Here is an 18187-nt window from a genome sequence, read left to right as displayed (position 1 = left end):
AGTTCCATCGCGATCAGGCGGGCGGTTAGGTCCGAAGATCCGTCCATGCTGTCCCGATTTCTGGCGCGTCCGGGTGACGAACCCTTCGCCTGTTTCTGACGCGCGACCGGGCGTGTCCTCGGCAATATTCTAGGGTGCCAGAAACCTGACACCGGGCATGCGCGCTATTTGAATGGCGTCATGCTCGTAAATCTCGGTCAGTTTCTCAACCAGCGCATCGGTCCATCCCGGCAGGTCAAGCTCTTCTTCAAGCGCCCCTTCGATGGCAAATTCTTCAAGAAAAGCCACCATCACCAAGCGCTTCTCCTCTTCGCCGATATCCGGATGATCCGCCAGATAATTGCGAAATCTTTTCATGCCCTTCTGGCTCATTATTTCGGCCAACAGGGTGAACCCGCCAGTAATCTTTTCGTTGGGTTGGAAACCGGCCATTGCGCGGATGATTTCGGCCCAGATCAATGGGCTGTCTTCGTTGCACCAAACCGTAATGGGCATGTCTGGCAAGGTATTTCGGATACGTTCGATCAGATCGGACCACCGGAAATGCTGTGCATCGAACCCGCCGGTCAGTTCGACCAGCGCCTCGAACGGCGATGCGTGGAACAGAGCGGGCAGAAAGCTTGCCGGGTTACGCATCGCCAGAAACAACTCCACCTGATCGCCGTAAAACAGACGCGTCATCGTTTCCAGCCGGCGTTCCGCCTTGCGATAGAACCGTCCGCCGGAAAGCGCCAGCTTGGGCACGCAAAACAGGTTTTCGTGGCTCAGCAGAACCCGTTCAACGCTGTCAGGCTCTTCGTCGATCAGCAGGTCGAACATCACATCGCGGGCGTCTTCGGCGGCATCGGCATCTTCGAGTTTGTTGAGAACCGTCGGCAAGAGATGCCGATAGCGGCTCGGTGACGGGATCACCACACCGCGCGGCAGAAATCTATCGACATTCGTCAGCAGGCATTTGACCAGCCTGCCTTCATCGGTGCAATGCGCACCGGGATGGAGGATTACTCGCATTTTGCCTGTCGGTCTTTCGATTGCCTGCGCGCTGCACTATAAGCTGTTTGCCGGACGTTGAAACCGCTTATCGAGACTCCCTCCGATGACCTTCGCCAATTCCGCTGACAGAGCTTCGGCCCGCCCCGTGCGCAGCCGCTTTTTCAATCCGTGGTCGTTTGGCGCGGTCCTGATCGCGGCGATCGTGCTGACCCCGATTCTGGCCGTGTTGTGGATCGCGGCCTTCCCGACCGATAACATCTGGCCACACCTGCTGTCGACCACCCTGCCCCGCTATGTCTCCAACACCTTGGTGTTGATGCTGTCCGTCGGGCTTCTGACTGCAATGGTCGGCACCGGGGCGGCGTGGCTGGTCGCGCGCTATGATTTTGTCGGGCGGCGCTGGCTGGAATGGTTGCTGCTGTTGCCATTGGCGATCCCCGCTTATGTCGGTGCCTATGCCTTGGTCGACTTTCTGGAATATGCGGGACCGGTGCAAACCGCGCTGCGCGAGTTGATGGGTTGGCAAACCACGCGAGATTACTGGTTCCCGCAGATACGCAGCACGGGTGCCGCGATCATCGTTCTGGCGGCGGCGCTATATCCTTATGTCTACCTGCTGACGCGGGCCGCCTTTCGCGAACAGTCCGGCAGCGCCGAAGAGGTCGCACAGTCTTTGGGCGCAGGTGCTTTGAAACGCTTCTGGCGCGTGGGACTGCCAATGGCGCGTCCGGCCATCGCTGCCGGCGTGGCCATCGTGATGATGGAAACCGTCAACGATTTCGGCACGGTCGATTACTTTGCCGTGCAAACCCTGACCACGGGCATTTTCAGCGTCTGGCTGGAAAGCAACAATGCCGGCGGTGCGGCCCAGATCGCCAGCGTGGTTCTGGCGCTTGTGATTATCCTCGTGACGCTGGAAAAGGTGTCGCGGCGCAAGCTGCGGTTTTTTAACTTGTCGACCCGCTTTCGGCCCGTCGCGCGGGCTCAACTGACTGGCATTCACGGGTTTCTGGCGCTTGCAGCCTGCCTCGTTCCGTTTCTGATGGGGTTTGTCCTGCCAACTGCGGTCATCCTGTCACATGCTCTGGCCAATGCGGAAGAATGGCGAAATCCGGCGCTGATCCGCGCCACGCTCAACACGCTCACCGTGGGAGGGCTTGCGGCATTCTTCACGGTGCTGGCGGGGTTGTTTCTGGTCTACAGTGTGCGCCTGTCCGGACGATCCTTGCCACGGCTGCTGCTGCCCGTCACGACCATCGGCTATGCCGCCCCCGGTGCCGTGCTGGGCGTCGGCATCCTGATCCCACTGGCGCTGGCAGACCATGCGCTGGCCGATACGGTCGAGACACTGACGGGTCGCGACATCGGCTTGGTGATGACCGGATCTGCCTTCGCACTGATTCTCGCCTATTGCGTTCGGTTTTTCGCCATCGCCCAAGGCGCGGCAGATGCGGCGATGGGCAGGGTCTCGCCCAACCTGGCCCTGGCGGCGCGGTCACTGGGACGCAATAACGCGCAGGTTCTGGGGGCCGTCTATGTTCCGCTGATTCGCGCTTCCGTCGCGTCTGCCCTGCTGCTGGTCTTCGTCGATTGCGTCAAGGAACTGCCGGCGACATTGCTGCTGCGCCCCTTCAACTATGACACTCTGGCAACCCGCGTCCACGAGCAGGCAAGCCTTGAAAACCTGGGCGATGCGAGCCCCGCCGCCCTGCTGGTGATCCTGGTCGGCCTCTGCGCTGTGGGGTTGCTGGCACGGGCCAACAAATGACGCGTAAAAGTACTTGCAGCCCCGCCAAACCCGCATTATTGGTCCCGTCAGTGCCCCTATAGCTCAGCTGGTAGAGCAACTGATTTGTAATCAGTAGGTCCGCGGTTCGAGTCCGTGTGGGGGCACCATACATATATATTAAGTATATGAATTTTAGAGGTATTTCGTAACCTCTCACGAAAATATCCCCCCAAATATCCACCCTTCGGTTTTTGGCATACTAGCCTTGGTGTCTGATGTCATTCGCCTTAGCTAAGCAGCGTTTCCAGCATAAAGGCGGAGAACTGAGCTACTCCCGAAAATCGGACAGTGTCCCAACTCGACGCGCTCTGGGATGAACCCTTCCCCGCTGAGCAGGCACGCATCCTAGCGCTGCTGGTCGAGCGGATCGGCATCGGCACCGATGGCCTGAATGTCCGTCTCCGGATGGACGGCCTGACCGCACTGACGCAGGAAATGATGGCCGATGTTGGAGCGGGAGCATGACCGCGCGAAACCAGTCCCAAAAACGGTGACAGTGCACATCTCGTTCTGCCTCGTGAAGCGCGGCGGCCGAAAGGAGATGCAGATGCCGAATGGGACATCTAGCCAACGCAAGTCCGACAATACGCTGATCAAGGCGCTGGCGCGAGCGTTCCGCTGGAAGAGGTTGCTGGAGTCGGGCGAGTTCACAACCATCGCTGAACTGGCCGAGCGCGAGGGGATCGCGCTATCCTACATGACCCGTATTCTGCGCCTGACCCTGCTGGCTCCGGACGTCGTCGAGGCGATTCTGGATGGGACGCAGGTGCCCGAATTGGCGTTGATTCGGCTGCTTGAGCCATTTCCGGTGGACTGGCAAAAACAGTCGGAACACTTTAGTAGCAGCCCAAACTGACGGCCACGGTTGAGTTCGTGCCGCGCTGCGTTATTCCAAGCGCAAGTGCAGCTGCATTTCAGCACAACTCCAAGACAATCCGCCCGTTCACCGTCATCCGCAAGGCAGCTGCCAAGACAGCCCGACCTTCGAACCTATCGGTGGCGCAACGGACTCTTGGCTCACCTCAGATGTTCATGCTTTATTCCGCGATTCTTGTTATTCCATCTAAATCGAAAGCTAGATATGGTAACTGCTTCGCGGCGGCGAATTTTCTCCAAGCGATTCCACTCGAGTTCTCTGAACCGTCGCGCTTCTTCCAATCTCGTCTCGATCGCTGGCATCCAGATCTCGGCGAGCTGCCTCAGATGCGGTGCAAGGTTTGTCTCGCGAAGATCCCTGATTCCGCGGTCGATCGTGCTCGGATCGTCCTCGTCGCACAGGCTCTCGAGTTGCCTACGACGCACCCTGTACTCTTCGCACTTGGTCCGGCTTTCCTGCGCCTTGCGTCCTTTCCGCGCACAAATGAAAAGCAAAAGGAGTGCGCCGGTGAGCCCGACAGCGAAGCCGGTCGTCTCCTCGGCTGCAAAAAGTGCCCAAGCAAATAAAGCCGCAGCTCCGAGAGCGAGTAGGATCGCATGTCCCCGATGGCGATCGGCAGACTCTTCAAATTCGCAATCGAGCTTAGCGTCTGTCGGCCTGATCGCGGCTCTATTCAGTCTGGTCCCGAACGCATCTTCGCCGTTTCTATAAATGCTTGCTATAGCTATGCCCTCAATTTACCCAGCATGATTGAACTCCCACAGCTGAGATTTCAAAAGTAGTCCTCAGTTTGACACCAAGGTTACCGGAAGATACCAACAAAACAAGTGGATACCGATTCCGTGACCGCGGTCACGGAAAAGTCCTTCGTCACGCACTTCGAGCCGCCAAACAGTGTCATCGAGAGCCTGACTGCCTCGTTCTTCCAGCGCTTGTGCCAGACTCCTCGAGCGGCTTTCGTTTGGGCTCTGGCAGGCCAACGTCGCGCACATCTCGGTGTTGCTTGCAGGCAGCGAATATCCTCCAGAAGTCGGAACGCGGGGATTCTTGCCTCGCCCTTCAGCCAAAGGTCCTCGGAAACGTCGAAAAACTTCATTGCATCATACACTTGCCCACGTCAGTGTCGGAGGAGCATGCGTGCGCGCCGTAGTCTCATCTTGCAGGCAGCACAAATGCAAATCGAACTCACACTGGAACAATCCAAAGCCGTCGAAGCAGTCCGACAGTTCCTCGAAGACGATGCCGCCGACGTTTTCATCCTCGCAGGAAGCGCCGGAACCGGCAAGACAACGACGATCGGGAGGCCCGTCGAGATCGTAGCGGATATGAAGCTCTCCTGCGCGCTATCGGCACCGACGGGACGCGCAGCTAGGATCGTCGGGAACAAGGTTGCGCAGGCCACCGGGATGGATGTGGGAGCCAAGACGATCCACAGCATCATTTATGCGCTCGACCGGCTTGAAGTGAACGAGGATGCGGAGGCCCCGAATAAACCCCGGCCTGCGGTGGTTCTTTCCCCTCACGGAGGACGAATCCGGCCATGTCGGTTCTTGTTGTCGACGAGGCATGCCGAATAGAACTGGAACAAGTTGGAACTCGGTTCCTTCCTCAAACGCCACTGGCATCGAAGTGTTCAGGTGGCGCTATGAACTGTCTTCATACTTTCAAGTGGTTACGGCCTCTACACTGATTGAGCGCAGTCGATAGGTCCGGAGAATATCGCCCCTGAGAGACCGCTTCTGAGTATTCCTCCCCACGGGCCGGTGCTCAGCCCCACACGCATAACCTTCGAACACAACGAAAAGATCCGGCCGCAGCCGGATCGGGAGAACCGTTGTTTAGGGGCAAGTGGCGGAGGGAAAGGGACCCCCGTCGAACCCTCTCCACCCTAAGCCATTGATTTTTTTGGAACTCTGGAACCTACCGTTGATGCTCGAACCATCTACTCGCACTTCGCCACCACGACTTTGAAATATCGTTATGCCGTCAGCGGGAAGCGTCATCCACCCGATCTCCGGCTTTGCGTGAAGTAATGTGCCGATGTGCTACCACAGCGATAGAGATCCAGACAATCAGCCGAAGGCTCATGGCACCAACCGTGCGCATCTCGAACGCTGCGCCTTGGAAAATGTACAGGCCGAAGAGAGCGAACACCGCTGCGATCGTCGCCGCCAGACCTATGGAAAGCATGACCGCCCAACGGCGACCCATGGCGATCCCGATGCCGGCAAGAACGTATGCAAACCCCGACAGGAAGTTGAACCACAGGACGAAGGGCACCGCATCTCCTGCTGCGGCCTCCGCGGCGGAGCCCCCAAAGAGCGCTGTCCCGCCGGATACGATAGTCAGAAGGCCAAATACGACCGCTACGGTTGCAGCGACCCTTAATGGCCAGCTAGAAGATGGATGCGCCGTCATGATTTAAGTCCTTTTCCTATGTTCGGTCTTCGTCCCCGACAAGACGGCCATCCTCCAGCGTCAGGATACGGTCCGCGCGATCGAGGATGCGATTGTCGTGCGTCACCATCAAAGTGGTTGTGCCGCGCGCTTGCCCCAGCCGTTTCAAAAGGTCGACCACCTTGGCGGCCGTTTCCCAATCAAGCGCGGCGGTCGGCTCGTCCGCCAGAACGACATCAGGATTGCCGACAAGGGCCCGGCCGATCGCCACGCGTTGCTTCTGTCCGCCCGACAGGTTCGCGGGCAAGTAATCTAGCCGGTCTGCAAGCCCCAGAAGGGTCAGGAGATGGGCCGCAGCCTTGTCAGACAAGACCTGATTCAGGTGTCCTTTCACCTGCAAACCCATCAGCACATTCTGGCGTGCCGTGAGACTTTCGTGAAGGTTATGGGCCTGAAAGATAAACCCGAGGCGACGTCGCAGCCGGACGTTCTGCGCGGGAGTCGCATGGCGCAGTTCCTGACCCAGCAGGATGACGGATCCTTCCTGGACTTCGCGAAGGCAGCCCAGCAGGGTCAGGAGCGTGGTCTTGCCAGACCCCGAGGGGCCAACCATCGCGATGAAACTGCCGCGCCTGATGTGCAGGTTGATATTGAACAACGCCTGTTTGCGCGCCTCGCCAGCTCCGAACCAGTGGTTCAGGGCGCTGGCCTGCACGGAGATGTCATCGCCTGCCATGTTCAGAACAGATCCGCCGGGTCGGCCGATGCAAGCCTCCGAGTGGCGATCACCCCGGACAGAGCCGAAAACACGACAGTGCCGACGAAGACGGTGACCGCCATCCCCAACGAGATGAACAGGGGTAAAGTCGTCACCTTGGCCATCAACGTCAGGATGCCCCAACCGGCGAGGACGCCGGGGATAAAGCCGAGAACGCCGAGGATGACAGCCTCCTCGACAACGACGCCCAAAAAGAAGCTCTGTCCATAACCCATCGCCTTGAAGGTCGCGTATTCCCGCAGATGATCGGCAACATCTGCGGACAGGACTTGAAAGACGATCACGATCCCCACGAGTACACCAATCAGCACGCCGAAGCCGAAGATCACGCCAGTGGGCCGCTGGGTCTGCTGAAACTGCACCTCTTCGGCCATCGCATCGGAATAGCTGCGAATCCGCAAAGTCGGATCGGCGATCATTTTTCTCAGGCGGATTACTACCTCGTCGGGCTGTGCCCCCGGCGTCAGCCGCAACAGGATGTGATCGGGGGCGCCGGAGCGGCGCGCCGGAAAAAGCGAAAGAAGGGTCTGATCGGACACCAGCAGATATCCGTCTCCGCCGAACCCTCCCCCCCCTGCAAAGGTGCCGTAAACGGTCAGGGTCCGGCCTTGGGTTTCAAAGGACAGCGGCGTCTGCAGGCGGATCGCTGCAGCCTCCTCTCGCGGGAGGCCTCGGGCAAGCCGGTCGAGCAAGGCTGCGCCTTGAACCTGCAGCACATTGATGTCGGCGGCGATCTCGGGCGCGACGAATTGCGGGCGGAATGGATCGATGCCGAAGGTCGTCAGGCTTATGTCGGTCTCGCCGCGGTCCCACGGCACATTCGCGACGAAAAGGCCCATGCCATCGACAACATCCGGATCTGCAAGGGCCTGAAGCATCCATTGCCGGGCGACATTGCTGCCGCCGGTCAGCGTGTTTGCATTGCCCGCGGAGATCATGACGTCTACATGGAAGAGTTCGTAAGGACGCTGTGTGGAAACGCTCATGGAGCTCATGAGCCCAAGTTGGACGAAAACCAGGACATTCGCAAAGGCCACACCTGACAACGCGGCGGCGAACCGCCCGCGCTGGTGGACAAGTTGTAGCCATCCAATGGGCAACCGGCCCAATAGCCGCGCGAGAAGTCGGGTCATTGGGCGACCCGCTTGCCCGCGCCGGTGTCGATCCGGGCGATGACTTCAAGGTTGGTGAACCGCGCGGCGATCTCGGACGACGGCGGGTCAAGTGCCACCACGACCCTGATCACCCGGGCATCGGTATTCGCCGCCACGTCGTCCGACATCAGCCCTTGCCTTCCCACCGTCAGGCCGATGCTCTCTACCGTTCCGTGCAGGGTGCGCCCAATGGCGTTCGCCACAAGCTCGACAGGTTGGCCTGGCTGAACGGCGGCGATCCGGTCCTGGTAGACTTCCATCTCGGCCGTCATCTGGCCGATATCCCCCATCTCCATGACTCCCTCGGCCGGCGGACGCTGTCCGGGCGTGACGTGGATGTCGAGGATCGTCCCCGTGATCGGGGCAACGACAATCCCGCGTGCCAGGTCGCGTTCCACCCGCCCAAGCTCGGCCTCGGCCGCCTCCACGTTGCGGGCCGCGACGACGACATCTGGCTGGTCGTCAATCTCGGCGGACGAAAACCGGGCAAGCGTGACTTCCGCGCGCGTGACCGCCAGCGCAGCCTCCTGAGCCGCGGTGCGGGCAGCGTCGAGCGTGACGCTGGTCGACACACCGCGGGCGACAAGCTCTTCGGTGCGCGCGAGGGTCGCCTGCGCTTCGCGGGACGTGCCACGGGCCTGGTCCAGTGTGGCTTGCGCCTCATCCCTGCTGGCCTGCACGGCGCTGCGCGTCTGCAGAAGGCTTGCGTGTCGCACGGCGAGATTGGCCTGCGCCAAGAAAACGGCGCTTTCCAGCGCCGCCCGGTTGTCGAGGTAGGCAAGTTGCGCTCCGCGCTCCACGCGATCCCCGACGGCGACAAGAATTTCTGCGACCCGTGCATCGCTCGCGCCGTAAGGTGCGGCCACGAAAGCCACATCGCCGCGCGGCATCACCCGTGCCAGACCGACGACATCGGTGGGCAGCATTGTTTCGACCATATCTTGCGGCATTTCCATGCCCGCTGGCAGCGCGATCGGCGCACCAGCCCCTGCGCCCGGCTGCAGGCCGGTCAGCGCATAGAATTTCTGCAAGGCGGGGGGCTGGAAGTAGAGACCGATGACCGCGCCCGTGAACAATAAGACCGGGATTAGAAACACCAGAAAATACCGCTTGCGGAACCGACTGCGCCTGCCCGAAACGTCCTCGGAGGGTGCATCGACAAGAAGCGGCAAATCGGTTTCGGCAGGTTGTGTCATTCCAAGGGGCCTTTTCTCCGTGGTTTCGAGATGTTCAGCTGCGCCCAGCGTCGCCACACCGGCCGCGCCGCTGCGGGAGCGCCTCCTGAACTTTCAAGAGGCGACCGCTTCCACATTCGCGGGCATTCTCGTTTCGCTGCTCCGACGGGGCGTGCGGAGTAACCGCAGGCCATTGAGTACAACAAGAACCGTACCCCCTTCATGGCCGATTACTGCCAAAGGCAAGGGCAGATCGAAGAACAGCCCGCCAGTGACAAGTACGGCCATGGCGCCCATGGCAAAGATCAGGTTCTGACGGATGATGGTGGCGGTCCGGCGCGCCAGCCGATGTGCCTCCGCAAGCTGTCCCATGTCTTCCGACAAAAGCGCAACGTCCGCTGCCTGAAGTGCTACGTCCGACCCCGCCGCGCCCATCGCGATTCCCACATCGGCCCGCGCGAGCGCCGCCGCGTCATTGACCCCGTCTCCGACAAAAGCGACCCTGCCCTCGGCCGCCAGCGCGCCGATCATACGCAGTTTGTCCTCGGGAAGCATGTCGGCGTGGATCTCGTCGGGTTGGAAGCCGAGTTCGCGGCCTATGCGCAAGGCGACCGGCCTTCTATCGCCCGTCATCATGAGGATCTTCGTAACGCCGCTCTCGCGAAGCGCCGCAAGGGCGGGTCTGGAGCTTGGGCGGGTCTGATCCGCGAGGCTGACCGCACCGAGTAGTCTGGAATCCTGGCCAAAGTAGATGACCGTCTGCGTGTCCTCGGCCAGCGCCGTTAGGGACGGATGGTCGATCCCGGCCCCCATCCGCGCCGCCATGCGCGGATTGCCGGCCCATAAGGTTTCGCCTGCCCTGTCGCCGGTGATACCCTCGCTTGGAAGCGCGACGACATTCTCGACCTCGGCTTGCGTGATCCCGCGATCGGCCGCTTCCTGCCGGATCGCCGCGCCGCTATGGTGTTCCGAATGGGCTTCGAGGCCGGCCAGAAGGGACAGGAATTTCTCCTCATTGCCATCAAGCGCAACGACCTTGGTGACCGCTGCCTTGCCTGTGGTCAGCGTGCCGGTCTTATCGAAAGCAAAGGTATCGACCGCGGCGAGCGTTTCGAGCGCAGCCCCTCCTTTGAACAGCACGCCCCCCCGTGCCGCCGCCGAGAGTGCGGTCAGAATTGCGGCGGGAACCGAAATCACGATGGCGCAGGGGCTTGCCGCCACCAGCAGCACTGCCGCGCGATAAAGCGCCTCGTGCCAGTCATTCTCAAGCCAGATGAAGACGGCAAAGGCGAGAATGGCGCCGAGTAGAACCGCAATCGTATACCGCTGTCCAAACCATTCGCTGAAACGCTCGGACGGCGCCTTTTCCGCCTGCGCTTCGGTCACCAGAGCGATCATCCGCGCGACAGTGCTTTCCTCGACCGTTTTCGTAACAGCGACTTCCAGCACTCCGTCAAGGTTGACCGTTGCCTCGAACACCTTTGCGCCCCGCTGCTTGCTGACGGGCATGGATTCACCAGTGATATTCGCCTCGTCCAGCGCGCCACGCCCGGCAGTGATCACCCCGTCGGTGGGCACGCGCGCGCCCGGCCGCAGAACGAAGATGTCATCGACCTTCAGATCGGCGGCGGGAATTTCCATGATCGTGCCGTCGGTTGCCTTTCGCAAGGCGGTCGCGGGGCGCAGCGCCATCAGGGCCTCGACAGCGCGGCGCGCGCGTCCGAGTGCGCGCTCTTCCAGGGTTGTCGAAACGCTGAACAGCGTCAGCAGCACCGCACCCTCAAAGGGTGCGCCAACGGCTGCGGCCGCAATGGCCGCGACAACCATCAGCAAATCAATATCCAGAATGCGGTCTTTCCACAGGGCCACAAGCGCCCGCCACGCCGCAGGCACCCCCCCGGCCAGATACACGAGCAGCAGACCGACCATGGAAACGCGTTGGGCTGCGATGTCCCGCAGTGGCCAGAGAGCGAGAGCCGCCAGAAGCATCCCGAGGACCGTCAGGCCCGTCAACACCATCGCACGATCTGCAGCGAACAGCTTTTTCACAATATCTACCCGAATGCTGGAACAAGAATATAAGGGTCAGCTATCATGATCGGTCACCCGGCTACCAGTAAACGTTGTGGCACGGGGTGCGCAGCCACGAAGACCACATTGGTTCGCGAGGATGCGTGGCGGCGCATATGGTAAGAGTTTCCCTGACGCGGGTCCGGCAGGCCCATAACGGAAAACGGGCGATCGGATGTTCAGGCCGTTATCCGCATCGCAATTCCCTACTGAACCCTTATTTAACATCGCCAGAAGTGGCATTCCTGAAGAACGGCGACTTTCCGCATCTTCACGCGCACTCTTGAAGCGATCGGTAGGGGTTGTTTCCACGTGGCTCATCTCCCCTCTGCTGAGGCGATTGCCGCTGACTCTTCGGGAAAAAGTCGTCCAACTCCCACGCCCCTTGTGCTGCGGTCATCATTGCGCAGGAGGAACAGGGCGTCGAGCCCGCGTTTTCTTGCGAGTGCCGCGCCCGCGTCGGGGCCAAGAACCATAAGTGCTGTCGCCCAAGCGTCGGCCTCCGCACAGGTGCGGGCCACCACGGTGACGGAGGCTGGCGAAGCGATCAGCGGCGCGCCGCGCTTCGGATCCATCGTGTGCGACAGGCGTCGCCCCTGCACCTCGACCCAGTGGCGGTAATCGCCGGAGGTTGCGACGGCGGCATCCTGGAGCGCAAGGATCGAATGGGGCGTGCGGCGGTCGGGGTCAGGCGCTTCCACCGCAATGGTCCACGCCTTTCCGTCCGGCCGAAGGCCGAGCGCGCGCATTTCACCGTCGATCCCGACGAGGGCGCCCGCGATCCCGTGGTCGCGCAAGGTCTCGGCCAGCCGGTCGACCCCATAACCCTTGGCGATGCCGTTGAGATCGAGCGCGATAGGCGAGGACTTGCGCACTTGGTCGCCGTCGATCCCCAGAACCTCATGCGCCGGGCGGCGCGTGGCGGCCATTGCAGCGCTGATGCCCTCGGGCGCGGCGGCCTCCGGCCCGAAGCCCCAAGCCGTCACCGCGTCCCCCATGCCGATGTCGAAGGCCCCGCCCGAGGCACGACCGATCTCAAGCCCGAGACGAAGAACCTCTCTCAGACGATCCGGCACCATCACCTGCGTGCCAACAGGGGCTGCGTTCAGGCGCATCAGATCGCTGTCCGGCTTCCACGTGGACATCTGGTCATCGACCTCGTCGACAGAAGCCTGCAGTGCGGCGTGAACCGGGCTCGGGTCGAAGCCATTCGGCGCGAAGAAGAGCGCCGACCAGCGCGTGCCCATGGTCGGGCCATTCAGAGCGTGGCGCACCATTTCAGTAGACATCTTCGACATATCGCCCCTCCGCCTTCAACACCGCAGGCGTGAGCCCAGTCGGCGCTAGGATCTCTGCCAGCGCATCCGCCACGCCCGCCGCCATGTCGCGTCCACCGCAAACCATCACGCGGGCCCCGTCGCGGATGAGTTGCGCGACCTGATCAGCGTCGCCGCGTAGCGCGCCCTGCACATAGTGAGGATTTGCCCCGCGCGAGACCGCTGTGACCAGACGGGTCAGAAGGCCCGTTTCCTGCCAGGCGCGTAACCAGTCGCTCAGATGCTCATAGTATTTCGATTTGCCGCCAGCCATCCAGAGGCTGCCGACATAGGCGCTCGAGGCGTCGGTGACGTAGAGCGCGAGATAGGCTCCGTCGCCGCCATAATTGTTGAGGGTCGTGGTGAGTGTCACCGGCCGTGCCATGGCGAGGCCGGGGAGCGTCGGCCCAGTCTTCATATCCTAGACCGTTGCCCGCTTCCGCCATTTCGCAGCGGTCTTGGAGTTGATGCCCTGCTCCCGGATCAGCTCCGCGAATGAAGCTTTCGATCGCTGTATTGCAGTTCTGACGGCGTGCGTTGTCGTGGCGCTCTCCCGTGACGAACTTGTCCCATAATGCTTCCTTCCACTCCGGAGAAAAGATCGCAGCACCAAACTGTGGGTTAAAACAACTAAGGTACTGTAACTGAAGAATAACTTCCAACTACTTAGTCGACGCACTCGGCTTTCGCGCATCGGCTCTGTCCATGAGCGTTCGGATATGGCGCGCAAATAACCAAGTCAGCGGCACGCCCAGCAAGACGCCACCCCAAAGCGCAAGTCGGGGTGACAATACAGGAAGACCGACCCAGGGCCCGATCAGTCCAGCCATGAAGAGATTGATTGCCGCCGCCCCTGCCCCAAAAGGATAGAGGAGGATTGTGAGCGCCCCGACACCCCAAGTCGCGCTTTTCATCGGCGTCGGACCAGCAGATGCACCGCTAGCAACGCGACGAGGAATGCGATCGACGCCGCAAGAAACCACCATTCCGCCGTCGCCGATTGTGGTTGCGGAATTGGCCGGGTGAAAGCTTCTGCCTGCGCCAAAGCGGGAAACAACGTCGCAACGGCAATTGTCGTTCTGAGCATATCAGCTCTCCTGTGTCAGGGTGCGGTAAATCTCTGGCAGGACGCGGATCAGCCGGTCTGGCCGGGGCAGCAGATGAAATCCGCCGCGCCCGAAGATCCGCGCGAACCAATCCTGTCCATCTTCGTCGATAATGATCCCGTGAACCTTCTGACCAATCCGCCGGGCCTCGGCTACTGCCATGTGGCTGTCCTCAATACCGTGCTGGCCCTCATAGTGGTCCAGATCGTTCGGCTTGCCGTCGGTCAGCACGATCAGCAACTTGCGCGCCGCCGTTTCCTCGGCCAGTTGCGCGCTGACGTGCCGGATAGCTGCACCCAGCCGGGTGTAATGGCCGGGCCGCAAAGCGCAGATGTTTTCGGTGATCTCGGGGCTCATTTCCTGGTCGAACCTTTTGCAGCGCGTTACGAAAACCCTATCCCGCTTGAGCGACGAGAACCCCCAGATACCCAGCCGATCACCCGCCGCATCAATGCCCCCCGCAAGAGCGGCCAGCGCATCGCGCGCCACGTCGATCACGCAGGTATCTCCCACGGCAGTTTCGGTCGAACGTGACGTGTCGATCAGGAAGGCCACCGTCAGATCCCGCTGGGTCTGACGTGACGATTGAAAGACCCGATCGTCACAGCGACCCGATGCCTTCAGGTCAATATGCGCCGCGATGGCCGCATCAAGGTCGAGTTCGTTGCCGTCGATCTGGCGGGGTTGCAGGATGCGCCGGGGGCGCAGTACCTCGAACTGGCGGCGAACGGCCTCCATGCTTTTTCTGTCGGGCACGAATGCATCTGTGGAATCGGGTTCAGCATCGACCTCCAGCACCCGGCAGTGATCCGCCATATAGCTGCGCGAGCGGTGGTTCCACTCGGGATACGTGAACTTGCCGGCCAGGCGTTCGTGATCCGCGTCCGCCGGTGACAGATCAAGATGCAGCCGCAGCCGTGTCGCGGCGCGGCGGTTGTTCTTGGACAGAGTGATGTTGTCCTGATCCTCGGCCGCCTTTTGTGCGTTTTCTTCGTCATCGTCGTGAATCGAACGATTGAGGTTCATCGATTCGACCCATGACAGGATCGATTCGAACCGGTGCAGGATGAAACTGTCGGTGCGGTTGGTCTGATCCTGCTCTTTGCGAAACCCCATCTTGCGGGTGGATGTGGCCAAAGCGGCGGGCATGTCTGCCATGTCTTCCTGCGGATCATCCACGGCATCACCGGTCTCAGGATGCCGAAAGTCCAGCCAGAACGGGACTGGCGCAAAAGGCATGTGCCCACGGACCCGCTCTGGATCATTCGCATCAGGCAGCGCACCACCGCCAAGCGCCGTTCGCAATGCGGTCTCCACCGCCAGTTCGGCGGCGGGCAAACGAACCCGCGGGCGCGTGGCGAGTGTATGGGCCACCATCGCGGAATAGCTTTGGCGCAATCCCGGACATTGGGTATGTACCCGTCGTGCAGTGGCGGCGTTGGTGCGGATCATCCAGAAATCACGTGCCGCGCCTTTCAGCGCCTCACGGTCCAGCGTGTCGGGATCGTAGAGCGCGGCCATTCCCGTCAGCCAGAAGTAAGCCGCCCGATTGAGCGCGTGATCGGGAAACACGTCGATCACCGGTGGCAGCCGCAGGCGTTCGCCGTCAAACACCGGCAGACAGTGCTTGTCACGCTCGGTCGCGAGCTTACGAATGTGAGGCCGCCGGTGACGGGCCACTATGGCCGGGGATTCGCTGAATTCCACCCGAGGTTCACCGCCAAGGGCACGGAAAATCATCGTCAGACTGGGGCGGATTCCGGCGAGTTCGGCGGCCGCATCCGGATATGTGGAATCTGCACCGATCCCGACGGCATAGTCGTGCCAGATGTTGCCGACTGTCTCTTCCGGATCCAGCAGGTCGAGGGGACGCAGTGCCATGCTGTCAGCCGTAGATCGTTGTGACCAGATCGCGCAGCGCGGTTTGCACGTCGGGGTCATCGCTCAGCGGTTCGATCACTGCTGCCTCAAGCGCTTTTTCCACGCCCATTCCGCCCGCCATCAACGTCGCAGCATAGATCAACAGGCGGGTGGATACGCCTTCTTCCAGATCCATGCCGGACAGTTTGCGAATGTGACCGCCCAGCCGCACCAATGGCTTGACCCGAGCAACGTCCAACCCGCTTTCCTGTGCGACCACGGCGATTTCAGTTTCCGGATCGGGAAACCCAAAGGTGATCGCAAGAAAGCGCTGGCGGGTCGACGGCTTCATACGTTTCAGCACGTTCTGATAGCCGGGATTGTAGCTGGCGATCAGCATGAAACCGGGCGGTGCCACCAGTTCTTCGCCAGTTCGATCGATCATCAGTGTTCGGCGATTGTCGGTCAACGGGTGCAAAACCACGGTGACATCCTTGCGCGCCTCGACCACTTCGTCGAGATAGCAGATCGCCCCTTCGCGCACCGCGCGGGTCAGCGGGCCATCGACCCATTCAGTTTCTCCACCCCGCAGCAGATAACGCCCGATCAGGTCCGCGGCGGACAGATCGTCATGGCAGGCAACGGTATAGAGTCTTCGCCCCGACCGCGCCGCCATGTGCTCTATGAACCGCGTTTTGCCACAACCCGTCGGCCCCTTCAGCAGAAGGGGTAGACGATTTTCGAGTGCCGCATCAAAGAGCGCACATTCGTCCCCCGTTTCCGCATAGTAAGGGACGCCCGGCGGCTGGATATGTGCATTCATATCAATATCCCGCCACTTTGTGAGTTTCGGTCGCTGCCGGATTGGCCGGGCCCGCCTCGACGATTTCGCGCCGCCGCACGACAAAGATTGCATAGATAAAGAGCAGCGCGCCAGCGACAACCGCCGAACCGGCGATGAAGCGCATCAGGTAGAACAATCCCAGTTCGTCCTGAACTTCCATGAAATAATTGCCCAGCACTCGCTGCATATGGGTCTGGATCACCCCGGCAAAAGTGAGAGTGAAGGTCATGAAGGCCATGCCTCCTGTCATCAACCAGAACGACCCCATGTTGATCACTTGGTTGTAGGGCTCGCGCCCCTTCAAAAGGGGCATGGCATAGGTGATAATAGCGAGGTTCATGGCAACGTAAGCACCGTAAAATGCAAGGTGCCCGTGAGCCGCAGTGATCTGCGTGCCGTGGCTGTAGAAGTTGACGCCGTGCATATTATGCAAGACCCCCCAAACCCCCGCGCCAAAGAACGCGATAGTGGCCGATCCCAACGCCCACAGCAGTGCCGCTTTGTTTGGATGGTTCCGCCGCCCTTTCCAGACCATGATAAAGGCAAAGGACATCATCAAGAAGAAGGGCACGATTTCGAGCGTACCGAAGATGGTCCCGATCCACTGCCAATAGCCCGGCAACCCGATCCAGTAGTAATGGTGACCCGTGCCAAGGATGCCGGTGAACAGCGCCGTGGCGACGATGACGTAGAGCCATTTCTCGATCACCTCACGATCCACGCCGGTGAGCTTGAGCAATAGGAAGGCCAAGATCGCGGCCATGACCAGTTCCCAGGTTGCTTCAACCCACAGATGCACGACAAACCACCAGTACAGCTTGTCCAGGCTCAGGTTGTCGGGATTGATGATGGCAAAGACCCAAAGCAGCGACAGCAGCCACAGACCAGTCAAGAGAACGCCCGTGATCGCGGTCTTGCGTCCTGACAGCACCGTCATCGAGATGTTGAGCAGGAACAACACCGCCGCAACGAGAATTGCGTATTTGACCCAGAGCGGCTGTTCGAGAAACTCGCGTCCTTCATGAATTCCGACAAGGTACCCCGCAACGGCACTCAGCGTGCCAACCATCAACAGCGCAAGTTGAACATAGGCGAGCGTTGGCGACCAGATCTCGCGCTCTGATTCCTCGGGCACCATGAAAAAGGCAGCCCCGAAAAAGCCCAGCAGCAGCCAGACAATCAGCGCGTTAGTGTGAATCATCCGCACAATGTGGAACGGGAAAGTTTCAGCCAGGAAGTTTGGCTGGACGTAGATCCAGCCGATTGTCAGACCGCCCAATACTTGAACAGCGAAAAGTGCCATTGCGCAGACAAAATAGGCATATGCGATCTTTTGAGTTTGATATTTCATTTCACTGCCTCCTCAGCCCGCCTCATTGGGCGGCCAGCCCTGCTTGTTGGTCTTGTCCGCAAAACGAAGAAACTCGGCCAGCCCGCGCTTGTCTTCTTCAGTCAACTCGAAATATGGCATCTGGCGACGTCCCTCGATGCCGCTGGGCTGTGCCTCCATCCAGCCATCCAGAATCTCAAACGCGCCTTCAGGGTCGTCCGTAACGCCCCATCGGGTCATTACGTTGCCGAGTTCCGGTGCGAAATATGCGCCTTCTCCGTGCAACGTGTGGCAGTTAATGCAGCTGTTCCGCTCCCACACATGTTTACCATGCAAAACCGCCTCGCTCATCGGCATATCGGCGGTTGAGACGTTCACCACATAGCGATGGCTATGTACGGTCAGCGCGATGAAAACGAGAACGAAAAAGATCGATCCGCCATAGAAAATATTGCGCGCTCGGGACTTGGTCAGGAATTCTGACATGCGAGACACTCC

The 18187-nt window shown here is 60.5% G+C and carries 18 protein-coding genes, 1 tRNA gene and 1 pseudogene; 6 read left to right on the top strand and 14 right to left on the bottom strand.

Annotation, left to right across the window (positions count from 1 at the left end):
- Positions 1–129: 129 nt before the first annotated feature.
- Complete coding sequence (locus ACN0WV_RS12170) at positions 130–1011, bottom strand: hypothetical protein (RefSeq protein WP_417606083.1); 882 nt, start codon at positions 1009–1011, stop codon at positions 130–132.
- Positions 1012–1096: 85 nt separating this feature from the next.
- Here ACN0WV_RS12170 and ACN0WV_RS12165 point away from each other — a divergent pair, with 85 nt between their 5' ends.
- The 6 genes from ACN0WV_RS12165 to ACN0WV_RS12140 all read left to right on the top strand — a co-directional run bounded on the left by ACN0WV_RS12165 (position 1097) and on the right by ACN0WV_RS12140 (position 5236).
- Entirely contained in the window at positions 1097–2761 is a 1665-nt protein-coding gene (locus ACN0WV_RS12165; RefSeq protein WP_417606081.1) for an ABC transporter permease, read from the top strand.
- Positions 2762–2813: 52 nt separating this feature from the next.
- Positions 2814–2889: transfer RNA gene (locus ACN0WV_RS12160), tRNA-Thr, on the top strand.
- A gap of 181 nt (positions 2890–3070) precedes the next feature.
- Positions 3071–3247 (top strand): hypothetical protein, encoded by a 177-nt coding sequence (locus ACN0WV_RS12155; RefSeq protein ID WP_412780814.1) that lies wholly within the window; start codon positions 3071–3073, stop codon positions 3245–3247.
- Between the two features lie 82 nt (positions 3248–3329).
- Entirely contained in the window at positions 3330–3638 is a 309-nt protein-coding gene (locus tag ACN0WV_RS12150; RefSeq protein ID WP_417606080.1) for a hypothetical protein, read from the top strand.
- 176 nt (positions 3639–3814) lie between these two features.
- Positions 3815–4225 carry a hypothetical protein gene (locus tag ACN0WV_RS12145; RefSeq protein WP_417606079.1) on the top strand — a complete coding sequence of 137 codons (411 nt, stop codon included), beginning with the start codon at positions 3815–3817 and terminating at the stop codon, positions 4223–4225.
- A 606-nt stretch (positions 4226–4831) separates the two neighbouring features.
- The gene (locus ACN0WV_RS12140) at positions 4832–5236 is read left to right on the top strand and encodes an AAA family ATPase (RefSeq protein WP_417606078.1); all 405 of its coding nucleotides are present in this window, start codon (positions 4832–4834) and stop codon (positions 5234–5236) included.
- Between the two features lie 409 nt (positions 5237–5645).
- On the opposite strand, the gene ACN0WV_RS12135 is transcribed toward ACN0WV_RS12140, so the two are convergent.
- The 13 genes and pseudogenes from ACN0WV_RS12135 to ACN0WV_RS12080 form a co-directional block, all read right to left on the bottom strand.
- Positions 5646–6077, bottom strand: coding sequence for a hypothetical protein (locus ACN0WV_RS12135; protein WP_417606076.1), 432 nt, complete (start codon positions 6075–6077; stop codon positions 5646–5648).
- A gap of 16 nt (positions 6078–6093) precedes the next feature.
- A complete protein-coding gene (locus ACN0WV_RS12130; protein WP_417606074.1) occupies positions 6094–6792 on the bottom strand; it encodes an ATP-binding cassette domain-containing protein in 699 nt (232 codons plus the stop codon).
- 2 nt (positions 6793–6794) lie between these two features.
- Positions 6795–7943, bottom strand: coding sequence for an FtsX-like permease family protein (locus tag ACN0WV_RS12125; protein ID WP_417606072.1), 1149 nt, complete (start codon positions 7941–7943; stop codon positions 6795–6797).
- 20 nt (positions 7944–7963) lie between these two features.
- On the bottom strand, positions 7964–9184 hold the full coding sequence (locus ACN0WV_RS12120; protein WP_417606070.1) for an HlyD family efflux transporter periplasmic adaptor subunit: 1221 nt from the start codon (positions 9182–9184) through the stop codon (positions 7964–7966).
- 93 nt (positions 9185–9277) lie between these two features.
- Positions 9278–11182 (bottom strand): heavy metal translocating P-type ATPase, encoded by a 1905-nt coding sequence (locus tag ACN0WV_RS12115; protein WP_417606222.1) that lies wholly within the window; start codon positions 11180–11182, stop codon positions 9278–9280.
- A 368-nt stretch (positions 11183–11550) separates the two neighbouring features.
- The gene (locus ACN0WV_RS12110; RefSeq protein WP_417606068.1) at positions 11551–12531 is read right to left on the bottom strand and encodes an FAD:protein FMN transferase; all 981 of its coding nucleotides are present in this window, start codon (positions 12529–12531) and stop codon (positions 11551–11553) included.
- The gene (locus tag ACN0WV_RS12105; RefSeq protein ID WP_417606066.1) at positions 12512–12967 is read right to left on the bottom strand and encodes a DUF2271 domain-containing protein; all 456 of its coding nucleotides are present in this window, start codon (positions 12965–12967) and stop codon (positions 12512–12514) included. Before ACN0WV_RS12105 ends, ACN0WV_RS12110 begins: the two co-directional genes overlap by 20 nt.
- A 6-nt stretch (positions 12968–12973) precedes the next feature.
- Positions 12974–13122 (bottom strand): annotated as a pseudogene (locus ACN0WV_RS19530) (IS481 family transposase); the annotation flags it as partial.
- A 337-nt stretch (positions 13123–13459) separates the two neighbouring features.
- Positions 13460–13636, bottom strand: coding sequence for a hypothetical protein (locus tag ACN0WV_RS12100; RefSeq protein ID WP_417606064.1), 177 nt, complete (start codon positions 13634–13636; stop codon positions 13460–13462).
- Between the two features lies 1 nt (position 13637).
- Positions 13638–15536 carry a nitric oxide reductase activation protein NorD gene (locus ACN0WV_RS12095; protein ID WP_417606062.1) on the bottom strand — a complete coding sequence of 633 codons (1899 nt, stop codon included), beginning with the start codon at positions 15534–15536 and terminating at the stop codon, positions 13638–13640.
- 4 nt (positions 15537–15540) lie between these two features.
- Positions 15541–16338, bottom strand: coding sequence for a CbbQ/NirQ/NorQ/GpvN family protein (locus tag ACN0WV_RS12090; RefSeq protein WP_417606061.1), 798 nt, complete (start codon positions 16336–16338; stop codon positions 15541–15543).
- A gap of 1 nt (position 16339) precedes the next feature.
- On the bottom strand, positions 16340–17710 hold the full coding sequence (locus ACN0WV_RS12085) for a cbb3-type cytochrome c oxidase subunit I (RefSeq protein WP_417606059.1): 1371 nt from the start codon (positions 17708–17710) through the stop codon (positions 16340–16342).
- A gap of 12 nt (positions 17711–17722) precedes the next feature.
- Complete coding sequence (locus ACN0WV_RS12080; protein WP_417606058.1) at positions 17723–18175, bottom strand: c-type cytochrome; 453 nt, start codon at positions 18173–18175, stop codon at positions 17723–17725.
- Positions 18176–18187: the final 12 nt, after the last annotated feature.

This window comes from Primorskyibacter flagellatus, assembly GCF_048268605.1.
In the GTDB taxonomy this organism is placed as follows: domain Bacteria; phylum Pseudomonadota; class Alphaproteobacteria; order Rhodobacterales; family Rhodobacteraceae; genus Primorskyibacter; species Primorskyibacter flagellatus.
Note: the sequence above shows the minus strand (reverse complement) of the source record. Positions and strands in the feature narration are given on the sequence as shown.

Excerpts from the sequence above, each read along its gene's own strand:
- ACN0WV_RS12135 (WP_417606076.1), bottom strand. The coding sequence starts at position 6,077 with ATGACGGCGCATCCATCTTCTAGCTGGCCATTAAGGGTCGCTGCAACC.
- ACN0WV_RS12105 (WP_417606066.1), bottom strand. The coding sequence starts at position 12,967 with ATGAAGACTGGGCCGACGCTCCCCGGCCTCGCCATGGCACGGCCGGTG.
- ACN0WV_RS12140 (WP_417606078.1), top strand. The coding sequence starts at position 4,832 with ATGCAAATCGAACTCACACTGGAACAATCCAAAGCCGTCGAAGCAGTC.
- ACN0WV_RS12120 (WP_417606070.1), bottom strand. The coding sequence starts at position 9,184 with ATGACACAACCTGCCGAAACCGATTTGCCGCTTCTTGTCGATGCACCC.
- ACN0WV_RS12090 (WP_417606061.1), bottom strand. The coding sequence starts at position 16,338 with ATGAATGCACATATCCAGCCGCCGGGCGTCCCTTACTATGCGGAAACG.
- ACN0WV_RS12085 (WP_417606059.1), bottom strand. The coding sequence starts at position 17,710 with ATGAAATATCAAACTCAAAAGATCGCATATGCCTATTTTGTCTGCGCA.
- ACN0WV_RS12100 (WP_417606064.1), bottom strand. The coding sequence starts at position 13,636 with ATGCTCAGAACGACAATTGCCGTTGCGACGTTGTTTCCCGCTTTGGCG.
- ACN0WV_RS12110 (WP_417606068.1), bottom strand. The coding sequence starts at position 12,531 with ATGTCGAAGATGTCTACTGAAATGGTGCGCCACGCTCTGAATGGCCCG.
- ACN0WV_RS12150 (WP_417606080.1), top strand. The coding sequence starts at position 3,330 with ATGCCGAATGGGACATCTAGCCAACGCAAGTCCGACAATACGCTGATC.
- ACN0WV_RS12170 (WP_417606083.1), bottom strand. The coding sequence starts at position 1,011 with ATGCGAGTAATCCTCCATCCCGGTGCGCATTGCACCGATGAAGGCAGG.
- ACN0WV_RS12080 (WP_417606058.1), bottom strand. The coding sequence starts at position 18,175 with ATGTCAGAATTCCTGACCAAGTCCCGAGCGCGCAATATTTTCTATGGC.
- ACN0WV_RS12130 (WP_417606074.1), bottom strand. The coding sequence starts at position 6,792 with ATGGCAGGCGATGACATCTCCGTGCAGGCCAGCGCCCTGAACCACTGG.
- ACN0WV_RS12165 (WP_417606081.1), top strand. The coding sequence starts at position 1,097 with ATGACCTTCGCCAATTCCGCTGACAGAGCTTCGGCCCGCCCCGTGCGC.
- ACN0WV_RS12115 (WP_417606222.1), bottom strand. The coding sequence starts at position 11,182 with ATGGTGTTGACGGGCCTGACGGTCCTCGGGATGCTTCTGGCGGCTCTC.
- ACN0WV_RS12145 (WP_417606079.1), top strand. The coding sequence starts at position 3,815 with ATGCTTTATTCCGCGATTCTTGTTATTCCATCTAAATCGAAAGCTAGA.
- ACN0WV_RS12095 (WP_417606062.1), bottom strand. The coding sequence starts at position 15,536 with ATGGCACTGCGTCCCCTCGACCTGCTGGATCCGGAAGAGACAGTCGGC.